Below are 15,992 nucleotides of genomic sequence, written 5' to 3'. Positions count from 1 at the left end.
GGACGGCTCATGACGAAGCTAACGGGGAACGACGAAGGTATACAGTACATCTGCAAGCTGATCTGCGAAGCTTACGAGGCCCCGGTCTTATGGCTCGATGACGCGGCTATGCCCCGGCTTGTCCTGGGACCCTCTACCGTGGACCGGCCTACCGTGCAGGGAACAGGCGGCCTGCCCGTTGAGGTGATCGGGCTGGCCGTAGAGAGCAGGTGCGATGGACATGACGCCGGGTCGGGCGCATCTGCGCTCCCCCGTCTGCACACGACCGGCCTCCTGGAGAACTTCATTATTCTCCCGCTTCCCGATGCAGGCGGGACCATCATCTTGGGCCCCGTTCTGAACATGCCGTTGACCGGTGAGAACGCAGACAGCCTGCTGCGCGACCACAGCATTCCGCCCGGGCAGCAGGCCAGCTGGCTGGCGTATTACGGCAGCCTGCCTGTGATCAGCAGGATGCGCTGGTATCATGCGGCGCTGCTGCTCTATACGCTTGCGACCGGGCAGGCGTTGTCCGTGACGGAGCTGCTGCTGGCTGAGGGTACACCGGCGGAGCCGCTGCATTCGGCGGACGCCAGCCCGGATCTGGACCTGTCCTACCGCCGCGAGCATACGTGGCTGCACCATGACCCGATGCAGGAGCGTGAGCTGTTCCGCCATATTACGTACGGAGATAAGGCGGGGCTGCTGCGGACCCATGCTTCTTTTGCCGAGCAGAGCTATGGACGGTTGTCCCGCAAGAGCCAGCTGCGCAGCAAAAAAAATCTGGCCGTCTCCTCCATCACCCTGGCCACCCGCGCCGCGATTGAAGGCGGACTGTTCTGGGAGATCGCCTATACCCTCAGTGACCTGCATATCCAGCATATTGAGGAGCTGCGCGATATTCCGGCCGTAGACCGTGCCATGCTGGCCGCACTCTGTGACTTCGCGGATCAGGTGGCAGGCAGCCGCAGCGCCAGGCACTCCCGCATCTCCGACCGGTGCAGGAATTATATATTCAATCATCTGTATGAGGAGCTTCCGCTCAGCAGACTTGCTGAATTCACCGGACTCAGTGCCAGTTATCTGTCCCAGCTGTTCAAAAAAGAAACCGGCACCGCCATCAGCGACTACATCCAGCAGCAGCGGATCGAGGAAGCTAAACGGCTGATGGAGCTGCCCGGCGTTACCTTATCGGATATCGCTACCCGTCTGCATTTCAACGACCAGAGCTATTTTACCAAGGTATTCAAGAAATATACAGGTCTTACGCCGGTGCAATTCAGGCAGCAGTCCAATTAGCTTCCAAAATTATGGTATGATTCTGCTATGAGGGCAATCCTACATCTGGTTAAAGGAGAGGTTCTGCATGATGGGAAGCTTACTATTCGCAGGAGCAGTTATCATCGTTGCAATGATATTGATTAATCGAAGCAATCGTAATGCCCGGTACAAAAATTACGGCAATAGAACGCGCTCTCACTCGGGAGATCATTATTTCATCACAGGTACCGGAGCCGATGCGGCCAACTTCACCGGCAACAGCCAGCGCGACGAGCAGCGGAACACAGACTCTCACAGCGGGGCCAGCCATCATCATGGTCACCACGGGAATCATTCACATGACCACGGGCATCACCATGGCGGCAGCAGCTGGGACAGCAGCAGCCATGGAGGCGGCGATTTCGGCGGTGGCGGGGACTCCGGCGGTGGTGATTCCGGTGGCGGGGGCGGAGACTGACAGAATTACAGCTTATCAGGTTCTTTTGTAGCCCGTGTGCCCAAGTTCATGGACAGCTGCACGCCAATCATCAACAGCACGATGACCAGCATGGCTATAATTGAAGCATTATAATGGCCGCTCAAATCAAAGATCCAGCCGATAATTAGCGGGCCAAAAGCCCCCATCGTATAACCTCCCATCTGTGACATGGCTGCCCACGTTCCGGCTTCTTCAGCGTTGCGGGTCTCCATAACAGGAAGCATCAGCCCCAGAGGGAACAATCCGCCTGCACCAGCGCCCAGCAAAAGAACGGCTGGAAGCATGGGAACAGGCAACAGAAGGAATCCAAGACCAATGAGTTCCAGCATGCTGCATCCAATAAGCAGCCATTTGATCTTTCCTACACGTCTGACAAGAACCGGAATGAGCAGGGAGACAGGGATCTGGATCAGCGTGAACACAGTGAGCATCACTGCTGCCTCTTGCGGACTGTATCCGAAGCTTAGCGCAATAGGTGAAATCCATGCCGTCAAGGCATAGAACATGCTGGCCATGAAGCCGAAGAACAAGGTGAACTGAATCGCTTTTTTGCTGCGAAGCGGCAGTCTCAGTCGTCTGCTTCCGTCGCTAGCTGGTTGTTTTGTGCGGATAAAAGCGGTCCAGACGAGCAGAGCGGCAACGCCTATAAGGGCCCAGCAGGACAAAGCTAACGGCAGGTTATGCTGGCTTTGAGTATAGACCTTCAGGGTCAAGCCTGAAGCGAGTGCTGCCCCGACCGTCATCGATACCGAGTAAATACTGACCATGCCGGGACTGGCCGGGAAGTATTTTTTGATGAAGCTGGATAACAGGGGGCCGGTGAAGCTGATCCCGATTCCTCCAGCCAGAGCCGTAACCAGCAGTAGGGGAACAGAGCGGTCTATACCACGCAGTGCAGTTGCAAGTGTAATGATAAGCAAGGAGATATACAGCGTCCGCTCCAGACCCAGCCGCTGACTTAGCCATGCAGCAGCTGGAGCAAACAGTCCCATGCACAATACGGGCAGGGTGGTCAGCAGACTGGCAGTCCATGCGCTAATGCCCAGCTCGGATTGAAGGATGCCCAGCATGGAGGCTACAGAGGTAATGAGCGGCCGCAGATTGAGGGCTGCCAGGATTAACGCGAATATATAGAATGATTTTCTCATAAATAGTCCTCCTTCGGTTTCTTCTGGTGAAGTCAATTTGAGTATACCGTCGGAGGAATTATTGATCAATCCAATTATTCTTATTATTATGATAGTATAATACTATTGTTAAATAGGAGGACAGAGAGATGGATACGCGTAATATCACGTATTTCATGGCGGTCTTCGAGCAGCTTCATTTCACGAAGGCTGCGGAGATTCTGGGCATCTCACAGCCGACGCTGAGCCAGCAGATTCGTCTGCTTGAGGCAGAGGTAGGCACGCCTCTGTTCGACCGGATCGGCAAAAAAGTCATAGCGACCGAAGCAGGCCAGCTGCTGCATCAATACGGCATGAGAATGCTTCAGGCGGAAATGGATGCCAAGAATGCCATCCAGGAGCTATTGTCCGAGAAGCGCGGAACCGTCCGTCTAGCCGTGTTGCCCTCCGATCTTGATTTTCATCTGGTACCGCTCTTTGTCGCATTCAAGAAGCTATATCCTGACACCAACCTGCGCGCATACTCGGTGATCCATGTCAGGGAAGAAGTGCTGGCGCATAAAGTAGATCTCGGTATAGGACTCCGCGGGCCTGCGGATAAACGGCTGGTTCAGATTCCGCTGGGAAGCGAGCCCTATGATCTGTATGTCCATTCTTCGCATGAATTGGCCCACAGAAACGAGGTTGCGCTTGAAGAACTGACCAGGCATGCTCTCGTTATGTACCCGAAGGGTTATCTGGGCAGGGATTTGGTGGATGATGTCTGCCGGGAGCAAGGGTTTGAACTAAATACGGTTATGGAGGCGGGATCGGCCGCCTCCTTGCTGCAGCTGGTTGCGGCCGGGATAGGTGCAGCCATACAACCGAGGGAGCTGTTAAAGCAGAACCCTGAATGGCCGGATATTGTATCCATTCCGATCGCCGAGCCTGCCCCCTGCCGCCACCTGGAATTGATGTATTATGCGGATCGGTTCATCAGCAAAGCACAGCAGCAGTTGTCGGAATCGCTGATTGATTTTTTTCAGAGCAGAACGGTGTGAGAACCACAGGAGAATATGAGCATTGAATCTCTTAGAGCCTCCCGGTTGCTATAGATACAGCCCTGGAGGCGTATTACTCCTTGACCGTTCCTCCATGAAACACACATTCATACACCTTCGTCCCGCCTGTCCATATCTCCTCAACCCCGCTGAACCATCCGAATTCGCCGGTTACTGCACATGTGTAGATATGCTCGCCATCCGTATAATGCTCAGGTCCGCGAAAAGGCCTCTCCTCCGGCACCAGCAGCAACGCCGCTTTCAGGAAGTCCGGGCTGAAGCCTGCTGCCGTCACCCTCCCGATGTAATTCATCGCCCAGAATGGCTTGTCATCCTCCCACAACGCTTCTTCTCCGGCGAACTTCTCTGCGCCCAGGTAGGTATCTATGTACTTCAGGTTCCCGCGCATGAACTCCAGATCATGGGAGGCTGGCCGGGAGGGTTGTCCCTGCGGACCTTGTCCGGCATAAGTAGCTTTCTTGGCTTCGATCAGAAACTGAATATGCTCCAACATAATGATCATCCTCCAGACACTAAGATGCGCTCATTATAGAACATACGTTCCGTTATTGGCGGTGACTTATCTCACGAGAGCAAAATAAAACAGTATGTCACCGCATCCCATGAAGCAACAAATAAACCGCCGCAGCCTGATTACTCAGCAGACTTGCGGCGGTTTACTTTTATCATGCTTATTGCTGAAGCTGCATTTCTATCTTCCGGCTGGCATGTCCGGCGGCCTCCATAATCACCTCGCCCAACGTCGGGTGGGGATGAATGGTCATGGCCAAATCCTCGATCGTCGCTCCCATTTCAATAGCAAGGGACAGCTCGGAGATCAGGGAGGAGGCTTCAGCGCCTACGATTTGCGCCCCCAATACAAGGCCTGACGTTGCATGGGCGATTATTTTCACAAAACCCTCCGTTTCCTTCAGAGCCAGTGCCCGGCCATTAATGGAGAACACCGATTTGCCAACGACAACGGGGATGGATTGCTGCTTGCAGTCCGTCTCGCTCAATCCGGCGCTGGCCAATTCAGGGCTGGAAAACACAACCAGCGGAAGTGCCTTGTAGTCGATCACAGTCCGTCTACCCGCAATGGCCTCTGCTGCAACCCTCGCTTCATAAGAAGCTTTGTGGGCCAGGGCAGGACCTTGGATAATATCGCCGATGGCATAAATATGCGGAATTGACGTTCTGCACTGCTCATCCGTTACAATCAGACCTTGGGGGGTACGGGCCAAGCCAATGTTGTCCAGACCCAGAGTTCCGTCCGTGTTCGGTTGTCTTCCGACCGTAACCAGCGCATATTCAGCTTGGATCACGCGTTGCTCATTCTCATGCTGATAGTGCAGATCAATACCGTTCGTATGCTGGTGAGCGCCCGTAACTTGTGCCCCTGTAATGACCGTTACACCTTCCTCTTTCAGTTGGCGGGCTACAGGTGCGGTCAGCTCTCCTTCGAATCCGGGCAGTATTCGTCCGCCGCCCTCAAGGATCGTAACCTTCGTTCCAAATCTGGCATACATCTGCCCCAGCTCCACTCCAATATAACCGCCGCCGACCACAACAAGACTGTCAGGAATCTCAGGCAGGGACAGCGCCTCAGTAGAAGACAGGATACGGCCGCCGAAGGGTAACGCTCTTATCTCAACCGGGCGGGAGCCCGTAGCCAGTATAAGGTGCTTGAAGCTGATCCGCTGCTCACCGGATTGGGCATGATGAACCGCAGCAGTATGCGGACCGGTCAAGCGTGCCTCACCTTCCAGAACGGTAACACCGGCTGTTTTCAGCAAAAAACGGACGCCCCCGGACTGTTTATTCACAACCGCTTGCTTGAACGCCTGCGCCTCCGCGAAGGAATGCCCCTCCGGAACAGCGCCCCACTGTCTGCGCAAGGCAAACCGTTCCGCTTCGGCAATCAGTGCTTTCGATGGAATACACCCTACATTAGTGCATACTCCGCCAATCTGATGACGCTCCACAATAGCTGTACTCATGCCAAACTCCGACGAGCGTAAGGCTGCCGCGTAACCTCCCGGGCCTGATCCAATCACTAAGACATCTACCGGTTCTAACTGCTTCATTGCCGTACACCCCCGAGTTAAAATATTATGATCGTAATATATTATAATCATCATATTTTAAGTCAGTCAACCAATTGACAGCAGATAATATGATGGATATAATATTTTGAAATCAAGATGGAGGAAGGGAACAGAGATGCCTTATCCGGAAGGTCATAAGCTCAGAGTCCGGCAGCATATCCTCACCAGTGCCGCAAAAGCATTTCGGACCCATGGCGTTCAAAACATCAGCCTGCCTTATATCATGAAGGGTGCCGGACTGACGCATGGGGGCTTCTATGCCCATTTCGAAAATAAAGATCAGCTTGTGATAGAGGCCTGCCAGTTCGCCATTAGTGACACCATTGAGATGCTGCAGCGGGTTGCTGACACCCACCAAGACGCAGAACAGACTCAGCTAGAGGCGGTCATTGATTTCTATTTAAGCCCCCTCCACCGGGATCAAACAGAAACGGGCTGTATTCTCCCTGCTGTCTCCGGTGAGATTTCCCAATTATCCGGGACAATCCGGCAAGCCTACACCCGTGAATTGCAGCGTCTTATCGCGTTTATTACAAATTTGGCGGAAATTGATCCTTCGGCCGGTTATGCGCTGGTAAGCAGCATGGTCGGTACAATAGCTCTCGCACGGGCGGTCAGTGACCCTAAGCTCAGTGATGATCTATTACTGGCAGGCAAAGTACAGGCAAAGCGTATGATAGAAAGTGCCTTGCATTCCAATTAAGACATAGGGGGATGTGAGGCATTAATACACCTCATTATGCCGGCCGTCCCCATCTCCACGCCAAAAGACACCAGCATCCGCAGATAGCAGATGCTGGTGTCTTTACAATGTCTCATAAACCCGCCCTTCCCTAACTGGAAGGAGACAGCGTAAGCGTAAAGGTCTTGTCAAACGGAGTGACCAGATTGACGAGCACCGACTTGCAGCTGTTCTGCTGCGAGGCCTCGCGGGCAGAACGGCTGCGGTGGGCCTGCTCTCCGCCGGTCAGCTCGATCCAATCCCCGGCGTAAGAGTAGCGGAGCGTCCCGCCGCTCCAGAGGCAGTAGTCCTCATGCACCGTCTGCAGCTCGCCTGAGGTGAGGTTGCCCTCCCAACCGAAGTTGAAGGAGAGCTGGGCCATGACTTGTGCAGGCTCCGCGCAACGCAGCCGGATGGTCCAGCCCTCCGCTGTCCGGTGCACCTCGGTCTCCACACAGAGCGTCTGCTCATGGGTCAGCGGGCGCTTATGGTGCGGCAACAGATACCAGGGGCTGACGTCTGCAGCTGCTGACGGCGGAAGCTGCTCAGCAGCTACCGGACCGTAGTAGCCCTTCTTCTGCACACCCTTCAGAGAATAGCCCTCAGGCAGCCGGGTCAGCTCCTGCATCGGCACGAAGCCGGGATAGAAGCTGGTGTTCAGCTGCACCGACAGCAGCCTGACCGCCCCGTGGCGCAGCGCGAAGAAGGAAGGCGTCTCGGTGATCAGCGTCACGCTGGTCGCCCCGTCCCGGAGCCGGGCCACCGGCGCGCCGAAATCGGTATGCAGCCGGCTATGGAAGATCTGCCCGTGATGGCCCGCTTTCTCCATGCCTTCAAGGTAGCGCCCGCGCAGGAAATCCCCGTTCAGAATCTGCTCATACTGTACGGGCAGCTCGGCCGTGCTCTCCGGCGGCTGCTGCAGCTCCGGCTCCAGCAGCATGCGCACCAGCGCATTCACCGAGCAGACGCCGGGATCAGCCAGGGAGCGGCCAGCCCATTCCGCCATGGCTGCAAGCGTAGCATCCTTGTCCGCGCGGGCCAGGATGGCATAAGGCAAATAATACGGAGACAGGTCATGCATTACGCCCAGGTCCTGCCGCCCGGAATAATCGGTCACGACCTCGCCCGAAGGATGGACGAGATAGACCATCATGTGCAGGTTCCGCCGGACCGGCTCCAGCAGTTGCGGCTGATCCAGCAGCCGGGCGGCATGGATCAGCATAATGTCGCTGACGGCGCTGTAGATGCCGTTGCTCCGTTCGGTCCATTCCCCGTCCGGCGTAATATCCATGCCTTCGGCCAGCCACTGGGCTGCCCGCTGCTTCGCTTCCTCCACGCCGAACAGCTCATGCAGGAATCCGAGCGCCGCACACATCACCCAGCGGTGGTTCGGCGTATGCACACCACCCGTCAGCATGACGGGGATGGTCCGCTCCAGGAACAGGCGCATATCGTCCAGCACCGGCTGAAGCGGCGGCCATGCCTCCTTCGCCAGCAGTTGATACAATTGGGCATAGCCGACCACCACGAAGGCCGTATCCGGCGGCGAATGGTAATTCGTCCAGCCCGGCGAGATCGAGCCGTCCTCATGCTGGAAGCGCAGCACGAAGGCAGAAGCCAGCTTCAAGCGGTCCAGCAGCTCCTCATTCCGGTAGTACCGGGAATCCGGGTTCACCAGAGCGGCTCCCCAGTAACACATATCGGTCGGGGTCCCGGTCGTATGATTCACCCAGGCGATCCCGGTATGGGGATCAATGGTCCCTCCGTAATAGGGGCTGTCCGGCTCCAGCATCTGCCGGGGCAGCCCCTGCTCCACAGCTCTGTCATTGCTGTTCACCAGTTGCTTGTACATGGTGCTTCCTCCTTGCGGCTCTCTCGTAAATACTTATTTCCGGCCGGCCAGCTTGGCTGTAAGCAGACGGTGGCTCTCCTGAATCTCTTCCGGGCGGCAGGCCGCCTTCAGCTCATACACCTTGACCTGCGCCCGTTCGATCATCGGCAGATAGGCATCATAGAAGTCGGGATCTCCGCTGTTCACATAAGGACACCAATGGTCGTCGAGGCCGATCGTCTCATGGATGTGGACGCCGACAATATCATCCATCAGGCCATCCATCTCGCCGATGCTGTCGTACAGTCCCAGGCGGTCCATCATAATGGCATGGCCGGTGTCATACCAGATGCCGACCGGCGCTCCCTTAAGCGCCTGGATAATCGTCTTCGCTTCCGCGAGCGTAGGGATCTGCTGCGGCTTGGAGCGGGTCTCGATGCCGAAGCGGATATTCAGCCCCTTCGACACCGCGCGGTTACAGACTGTATCGAGGCTCTCGATGATCGTCTGAACATACCCGGCGCTGTGCGCTTCCCGGCGCTCCATCAGCTCTGCCCACTTGCTGCGGTAGGCCGCCGATTCCTTGCCCTGCGTATTGTAGAGCTGCTCCAGCTCCCCGGAGATATCATACGTGAACGGCACCTCGCCCGGATGGATCACCACTGCTTCTCCGCCGTAGCGGTGGGCGTATTCCGCCGAACGGACCAGCAGATCAACCGCCCGCTGCCGCTTATCCTTATCCTCGAAGCCAAGCAGCACGGAATCGGTGCCATAGTCGCGGTCCGGAACGTGGGGGAACGTATTATGGACACTCGATATGCCGATCTCCCCCCGTTCAATCATCGGCTCGATCGTAACCAGCATTTCCTCTGTCACATTATAATTCAGCTCTACGCGGCGGAAGCCCAGCTCCCGGATCTCGCGCAGCAAGCCATCACCTGTAGAATGACGTCTCATATTCCAGCAGGTGGAGAAGGAGAATTCTCCCTTATCCTCCATTACAGCCTCTCCTCTCGTAACGCCTAAGTATTGTGAACTAGCCCTTCACAGCTCCTAGCATAACACCGCTGACGAAATATTTCTGCAGCCAAGGATAGACGACCAGAATGGGAACGGTTGCAAAGACAACGGTTGCGGCCTTGAGGCTCTCCGGCGGCAGCTTGGTGCGGTTGGCCCCCTCCAGCTGGGTCAGCTCGGTGATCATATTGTTCTGGACCATCTGGAACAGCTTCAGCTGAAGCGGATACAGATCGGGGTTATTAATATACATCAGAGAATCCTGGAATCCGTTCCAGCGCCCGACCGCATAGAAGAGCGCCAGCGTAGCCATAACCGGCATGGACAGCGGCAGCACAATGCTCATCAGCGTGCGGAAATGCGAGCTGCCGTCAATCTCGGCCGATTCCTCCAGGCTCGGCGGGATATTGCGGAAGAAGGAGATCAGGATAATCAGGTTGAACGGGCTGACCAGCCCGGGCAGAATCAGCGACCAGACCGTATCGATCATATGCAGGTCCCGGATCAGCAGGTATTCCGGAATGATCCCGCCGCTGAAGAACATGGTGATGATGATCACGTACATGAACAGCTTGCGGCCCTTCAGCTTGCTTTTGGTCAGCGGATAAGCAGCAGCGATGGTGAAAAGCATACACAGCACTGTGGTAGCTACCGTCAGAATAATCGTGAAGATCAGCGAACGGATCATCGCATTGTCGGTGAAGACCTGCACATAAGCCTTCCAGTTGATCTCAATCGGAAAAATCGTCACTTCCCCGGAGGTAATGGCCCGCGTGGAGCTGAGGGACACCGCAATGACGTGTACAAACGGAGCCAGACAGAACAGCACGAACAGGGCTACAAAGGTGACATTAACAATATCGAAAATCCGGTTAGAGGTACGTTCACTCATCGTACTCCGCCTCCTTTCATCATGATTATAGAATGCCGTCGCCGGTCACTTTTTTCGATATATAATTGGAGCCAAGAATGAATACCAGCCCTACCACCGCCTGGAACAATCCGACTACAGTTGCCAGCGTATACTGGCCCGATTCCAGACCAATCCGGTAGACGAAGGTACTGAGCACATCGGAATATTCACGCACCGCCGTGTTCCCGATTACGTAAGGACGGTCGAAGCCGATGCTGACCATTTTACCCAGATTGAGAATCAGCAGCGTGACAATGGTTGGTTTGATACTCGGGAGCGTAATGTAGCAGATCTTCTTCATCCGGGTAGCCCCATCCACCTCAGCAGCTTCGAACAGCTCGCGGTTAACACCGGTAAGCGCCGCCAGATACAGGATGGTTCCCCAGCCGGCACTTTGCCAGACACCAGTGAACAGGTAAGTAATCAGCCACGGACCTTTCTCCGTCAGGAAGGGAATCGGGTTCAGCCCCATGCTCTCCAGCAGGCCATTCACCATACCGGACTGGTTGCCGAACAATTGATAGACAATCCCCCCGATGATGACCCAGGAGATGAAGTGGGGGATGTAGAGAAGCGTTTGCGATACTTTTTTGAACCAGACCGACTTGATCTCATAGAGCATAATTGCCAGGATAATCGGGGCCGGAAAAGAGACCACCAAATCCAGAAAATTCAGCATAAATGTGTTGCGCAGACTGCTGTAGAACTCTTTCATGCCAAAGACCTCGCGGAACGCCTCGAAGCCAATCCATTCACTGCCGTTAATCCCCTGGAACAGGTTGAAGTCTTTAAAAGCAATCTGCACCCCGTACATCGGGCCATAGCGGAAAATCAGGAAATAGATGATGGGCAGTGACAGCAGCGCGTACAGTTGCCAGTACCGTCTGATATAGGACGCTTTGCTCAAGGTTACTCTCCTCCTAAGGGGAAAAACCGGGCGGAGCAGCGTGGCGCTCCCCCGGTTCTCACTTTATATTGGTTTACTTAGCCGCCGGAAGCTCGGCAAGACCCTGCTCCAGCTCTGCCTTCAGCTTGTCTCCGCCCAGAGACATGTAATCCTTCATTTCCTGCTCGAATACGGTGTCGAACTCATCCGGCTTCGCCATTGCAGTCTTCACGATGATCACGTTAAGCTTATCGCTGAGCGTAGTGCCGTATTTCGATTCGGCTTCAATCGGCTTGCCGAAGACGATAGGACCAATCGTATCCGTGTTAGCAATATCAATCGACTGCTTCAGCGCCTCCTGGTTGGCCGCCGGGAATCCGAGAATCCAGGCTTTCTCATTCATCGCCTGATCGCCGAGGTTCTTGCCGTTGGAGATAATCGCGGTGTCCCCGGAAGTGAACAGACGGTCCTGGAACTCCTGGGAGACATTCTCTTTAACAACCGGGATGCCGTCCACCATATCGTAGTTCTCGCCTTCAACACCGTTGTAGATGTCAATCAGATTGTTGCCGGTTGCCATCCAGTCGAGGTATTTCACCGCTTCCACCGCACGTTTGCTGCTCTTAGGAATCATGATGTACATGCCGTTCGAGGCATAGCGGGATTTGATATACTTGTTGTCCACCTTGGCGTTGGTGAGGACATCCACCGGCAGCAGCTTGCTGCCCGGCACATTCTTGTAGAGATTCTCCAGCGTGCCGTCGGCATAGAACAGGCTGTCCACATCCTCGGAGAAGAAGCCGACGTTGCCGTTCTGAATATCCTTGGATACCTGGGTCTTGTCTTCATCCAGACTGAAGTCCTTGCTGATCAGCCCTTCATTGTAGAGCTTGTTCAGGAACTGGGCCGCATCCTTGAAGCCCTCATGCAGCGGCAGCTCGTAGCGCTGGCTGTAGGTGAGGTCGCCGCTGACCGGCTTGATGAAGGAGTAGATCAGCGTCTCTAATTGCGCCGAGCCGAGCGACATACCCATCGGGATATTCTTGCTGCCGAGACCGCCCGGGTCCTTCTCCTTAAACGCTTTCAAAGTGGTGTACAGCTCATCCGTGTTCTTCGGCACCGGCAGACCCAGCTTATCCAGCCAGTCCTGGCGGATGTAAGAAGCGTAGCGGCCTGTAATCGCCCGTTTACCCGGGATCGCGAACTGCTTGCCGTCGAGCTGGCCGAAGGCCATTGTCTCATCGCCGATGAATTTCTTCAGCGTCTGGCCATGCTCATCCAGTAAGGCCCCCACATCGGTCAACCCGCCCTGCTGGGCGTAACGGTAGAAGACACTGGAATCATAAGTGAAGACAATATCCGGCACATCCGTATTGCTGGCCATCAGCACGTTCAGCTTGGTCACTTCCTCCGAACGCTGTACCGGAACGAATTCTACATCGATATTATTCGGATCACCGAAATTCTTCTGAATCATCTGCGACATAAAGTTATTAGTAATGGTATATTGCTTCGGAGTTTTACCGCGGTCGAAGATCTCCACCTTCAGGGTGACGCGTTCGGCGTTCTTCCCGGGTTCTGCTGATCCTCCGGCTTCGCTGTTCTTGCCGTCCGAGGAACAGCCGGCCAGCAGCGCCGCACCCATTGCTGTGGTTAAGCCGATTGCCATTGCTTTCTTCAGAACTCCCTGTTTCGCGTTCATTGTCATTGTTCCATCTCCTTCGCCTGTGCAGGCTATAATGGTGACTTCATGATACCCCCGAGCTTTCCGTGTGCCCGTACCTTTGCAGCGTCCCGGTTCATGTATGCGCCTTCATGTATGCGCCGGCCCCAGTGTTCAAGGCCGCTTGTTGTTCCGGGATGACCACAGTATTCCATACGACTCATAGCGCTGACAATAAACCTGTTTCGGATGGGCAAACCGGCCTGAATTCGGACATCCGGTTTATCGGACCAACCATTTTCGTAGAATAAACCGCTTTCATATCAGCAAAAAAACAGGCCGCATCGCGCTCCGCAGCCTCTTGGTGAGGGCAGCGGCGGGCGGTACGGCCTGATAAACTGAATTCCTTTTATGCGGCGGCTCCATCTATTCCTGTGCTTCTGATTTAGCGGCGGCCTCGCGGCGTTTGGCGGTACGGTAGTCGCCCGGCGTGATGCCGGCAATCCGCTTGAACACCCTGCCGAACGAAATGGCATTGGCATACCCTACCTGAAGCGCAATATCCTGCAGCGGATAATCCGTCTCCTCCAGCAGCTGCTGCGCTTCCTTCATCCGCAGCTCGGTGAGGAAATCCACGAACTTCATTTTGAACTCGGTCTTGAACAGGTAGCTGGCATATTTGCCGGAGATCTGGAAACGGTCACTCAGATGCTTCAGCGACAGATCGGGATTGGCAAAATTCTCTTCGATATAATCCTTCATCTCGTTGACCATGGCCCGGTAGCTTTTGGTCTCGCTGGCGGACACATAGGTGCGGAACAGATCGGTAACATATTCAAACAGAATCGTCTTCACCTCACCGATCGATTCGGCCTCCTCCAGCGGCTTCAGCCGGATCAGCGCTTTCTCCGCCGACAGCTCATCCTGGAGCTGCTCGGACATCACGGCCACCTCCCGGCTCAGCATCTGCAGTAAGGCCTGGATTAAGGAATAGATCTCTTCATCCTTCAGGAAATCCTGCTCGAACACCGCAAAAATCTGCTCCAGCTGCTCCCTCCATTGACTGCTGGAGGTGCGGAACTGCTTCACGAATTCAGCGATCATCTGGAGGTATTTGTACGTCTCCAGCAGCGGCTGGCGGGTCTCGCGGGATTCCGCCCAGACAACATCCTCATGAATCAGCAGCTTATGCTGCATGACATATTCGGCTGCGGCATAGGATTCGCGGATCAGCTCCGGGCCTGCGGCGGCCGGGCCGATGCCGAAGCTCAGCGTGATCCGCAGATTCTGCTCGACCCAGGAGCGGCAGTCCTCCGCGAAGCTGCGGATTTTGGCTTCCATCTCTTTATCACTGCCTGTAGCGAGGAAAAGAATCGCCGCCCGTTCGGTCCCCACCCACTCGGCCCAGGCCTGCAGCTCCGCATTCCGCGCCAGCTCCTGGAACACATTCATCAGCGCGAACTTGAGCGTATTCTGGTCTCCCCGGGTATAGCGGTCCCCGAATACCTGCTCATAGCGGTTGATCTCCGCCAGCATCACCATGAAGCGGGAGGAGGCATTGGCCCCGGTCAGCGGGGACAGCTCCTCCAGCCGCCGGGTCGCCTGATCCAGCCGCTCACTGTGCAGCAGGTCGGTGAACAGCTTGCTGCGCTGCAGCAGGAGGTTCTCCCTGGTTTTGGTATCATAATCGGTCATGTGGTTGATCAGGTCCTCCAGCACACCGTCAATCAGCATCATCTCGTCCGGCCGGTCGGTGGAATGGTCCAGCTTGCGGATATGGTGACCTTCAATCCGGTTCATAATGACCTGGATCGGCTTGTAATTGCGCCGCGTCACATAGACCAGATACAGGATCGCACAGACCACCGTTCCGACGGCAATCGCGACCCAGAGATAGGAGATGACCGACACCCAGCTGAACAGGTTCCCGCCCTTGATTCCGCTCTCGAACGTCCAGCCGTTCCGTTCCAGATGCAGCGTATTGAGCAGCTTGCCGTGAGCGGCGCCGTCCGCATCGGAATGTGCCTGGTAGATCGTATTCCCCTTGCTGTCCAGAACGGTCATGAAGGAGAGCTGCTGGTTCACCATGCTGTCGATGAGCTGCTCCAGGGCGCTCATTTTGATATTGATGACGAGCACCCCGCCGGAGCCGAAGGGCAGCGGCATCGCTTTATTGGTGGTCAGCACACGGATCGGGGTCTGCTGGAAGAGGTCCGAACGGTAATCCCTGACCGGCTGCCAGCCCTCCGGCACTCTCCCGGATGCAGTCATGGCTCTGATCCAGTCCTCATCGGTGAAGCCCTCAAGCTCCTTCCGCCCCGTCTCTGTTAAAACGCTTCCATTCACGCGGTCATACAAATATACCGATTGAATATAGGAGGATTCTTGAATCAGATTGCGCAGACTCTGGGCCACCGCATAGACCGTCGCCTGATCCGGCTGGCTCTGCGTATTGAAATAACGCTTGTAGACCTCGCTCCGCTCCACCGCCTCCAGCACGGACAGCTCGGCCTCCTTGATCGTACGGTCCACACTATCCCTTACATAGCTGGCGGAGATGCGGTCCGCCTTCTTCGTCTCCATCCGGGAGATGTCGTTGATGAATACAAATGAGGCAAAGATGAGTATCGTCACCGTCAGCAGAAATATAGGGAAATAAGACAGCAGCAACCGGCGATACCAGGTACGGAACAATAGACATCCTCCTCACAACCGTTAAGATCCAGGGCCGCAGCCCGGCGGCTTGATGCTCACCGCAACGCAAAGAGTTGCGGCGGTGAACCGCAGGGGGAGCAAGTCCCCCCGGTCCGAATTGCTGCCATTATAGCATATGTGCTTCTCCCCCAGCTAACCAGATAAAGCCAATGTGAGTGACGGGACTAACTTTGGACTAACCTTGAGGGGGTTATCCCTCTCATTTCAGCGCTCCGCCTGCCTCCGGCTAGGCT

Annotated in this window: 13 protein-coding genes; 4 read left to right on the top strand and 9 right to left on the bottom strand. The window is 55.5% G+C overall.

The genetic code is table 11. From position 1 onward, the window contains the following. The first annotated feature begins 9 nt into the window (after nt 1-9). Both MHI24_RS24055 and MHI24_RS24050 read left to right on the top strand, forming a co-directional pair. Entirely contained in the window at nt 10-1,278 is a 1,269-nt protein-coding gene (locus MHI24_RS24055; protein WP_340022043.1) for a helix-turn-helix domain-containing protein, read from the top strand. Nucleotides 1,279-1,345: 67 nt separating this feature from the next. After that, on the top strand, nt 1,346-1,717 hold the full coding sequence (locus tag MHI24_RS24050; protein WP_340022042.1) for a hypothetical protein: 372 nt from the start codon (nt 1,346-1,348) through the stop codon (nt 1,715-1,717). Between the two features lie 5 nt (nt 1,718-1,722). On the opposite strand, the gene MHI24_RS24045 is transcribed toward MHI24_RS24050, so the two are convergent. Then, entirely contained in the window at nt 1,723-2,886 is a 1,164-nt protein-coding gene (locus tag MHI24_RS24045; protein WP_340022041.1) for an MFS transporter, read from the bottom strand. A 128-nt stretch (nt 2,887-3,014) separates the two neighbouring features. On the opposite strand from MHI24_RS24045, the gene MHI24_RS24040 reads away from it, so the two are divergent. Next, complete coding sequence (locus MHI24_RS24040) at nt 3,015-3,905, top strand: LysR family transcriptional regulator (RefSeq protein ID WP_340022040.1); 891 nt, start codon at nt 3,015-3,017, stop codon at nt 3,903-3,905. Between the two features lie 73 nt (nt 3,906-3,978). Here the strand turns inward: MHI24_RS24040 and MHI24_RS24035 are convergent, their stop codons facing one another. Continuing rightward, the gene (locus tag MHI24_RS24035) at nt 3,979-4,419 is read right to left on the bottom strand and encodes a DUF5680 domain-containing protein (protein WP_340022039.1); all 441 of its coding nucleotides are present in this window, start codon (nt 4,417-4,419) and stop codon (nt 3,979-3,981) included. A 178-nt stretch (nt 4,420-4,597) separates the two neighbouring features. Further along, nucleotides 4,598-5,992, bottom strand: a complete 1,395-nt coding sequence (gene lpdA / locus MHI24_RS24030; RefSeq protein WP_340022038.1) for a dihydrolipoyl dehydrogenase — start codon at nt 5,990-5,992, stop codon at nt 4,598-4,600. Nucleotides 5,993-6,128: 136 nt separating this feature from the next. On the opposite strand from lpdA, the gene MHI24_RS24025 reads away from it, so the two are divergent. Continuing rightward, nucleotides 6,129-6,716, top strand: coding sequence for a TetR/AcrR family transcriptional regulator (locus tag MHI24_RS24025; RefSeq protein WP_340022037.1), 588 nt, complete (start codon nt 6,129-6,131; stop codon nt 6,714-6,716). A gap of 130 nt (nt 6,717-6,846) precedes the next feature. Here the strand turns inward: MHI24_RS24025 and MHI24_RS24020 are convergent, their stop codons facing one another. The 6 genes from MHI24_RS24020 to MHI24_RS23995 all read right to left on the bottom strand — a co-directional run bounded on the left by MHI24_RS24020 (nt 6,847) and on the right by MHI24_RS23995 (nt 15,738). Further along, the gene (locus MHI24_RS24020) at nt 6,847-8,586 is read right to left on the bottom strand and encodes a hypothetical protein (RefSeq protein ID WP_340022036.1); all 1,740 of its coding nucleotides are present in this window, start codon (nt 8,584-8,586) and stop codon (nt 6,847-6,849) included. Nucleotides 8,587-8,619: 33 nt separating this feature from the next. Beyond that, nucleotides 8,620-9,564 (bottom strand): TIM barrel protein, encoded by a 945-nt coding sequence (locus tag MHI24_RS24015; protein ID WP_340022034.1) that lies wholly within the window; start codon nt 9,562-9,564, stop codon nt 8,620-8,622. Nucleotides 9,565-9,601: 37 nt separating this feature from the next. Continuing rightward, a complete protein-coding gene (locus MHI24_RS24010; protein ID WP_340022033.1) occupies nt 9,602-10,474 on the bottom strand; it encodes a carbohydrate ABC transporter permease in 873 nt (290 codons plus the stop codon). A gap of 25 nt (nt 10,475-10,499) precedes the next feature. Further along, a complete protein-coding gene (locus tag MHI24_RS24005) occupies nt 10,500-11,402 on the bottom strand; it encodes an ABC transporter permease subunit (RefSeq protein WP_340022032.1) in 903 nt (300 codons plus the stop codon). 73 nt (nt 11,403-11,475) lie between these two features. Next, entirely contained in the window at nt 11,476-13,089 is a 1,614-nt protein-coding gene (locus MHI24_RS24000) for an extracellular solute-binding protein (protein ID WP_340022031.1), read from the bottom strand. Between the two features lie 381 nt (nt 13,090-13,470). Beyond that, on the bottom strand, nt 13,471-15,738 hold the full coding sequence (locus MHI24_RS23995) for an AraC family transcriptional regulator (RefSeq protein ID WP_340022030.1): 2,268 nt from the start codon (nt 15,736-15,738) through the stop codon (nt 13,471-13,473). Between the last annotated feature and the right edge of the window lie 254 nt (nt 15,739-15,992).

This window comes from Paenibacillus sp. FSL K6-1096 (assembly GCF_037977055.1).
Lineage (GTDB): Bacteria > Bacillota > Bacilli > Paenibacillales > Paenibacillaceae > Paenibacillus_AQ.
The sequence above is the reverse complement of the archived record's forward strand: the minus strand, read 5'-3'. Positions and strand labels throughout refer to the sequence as shown.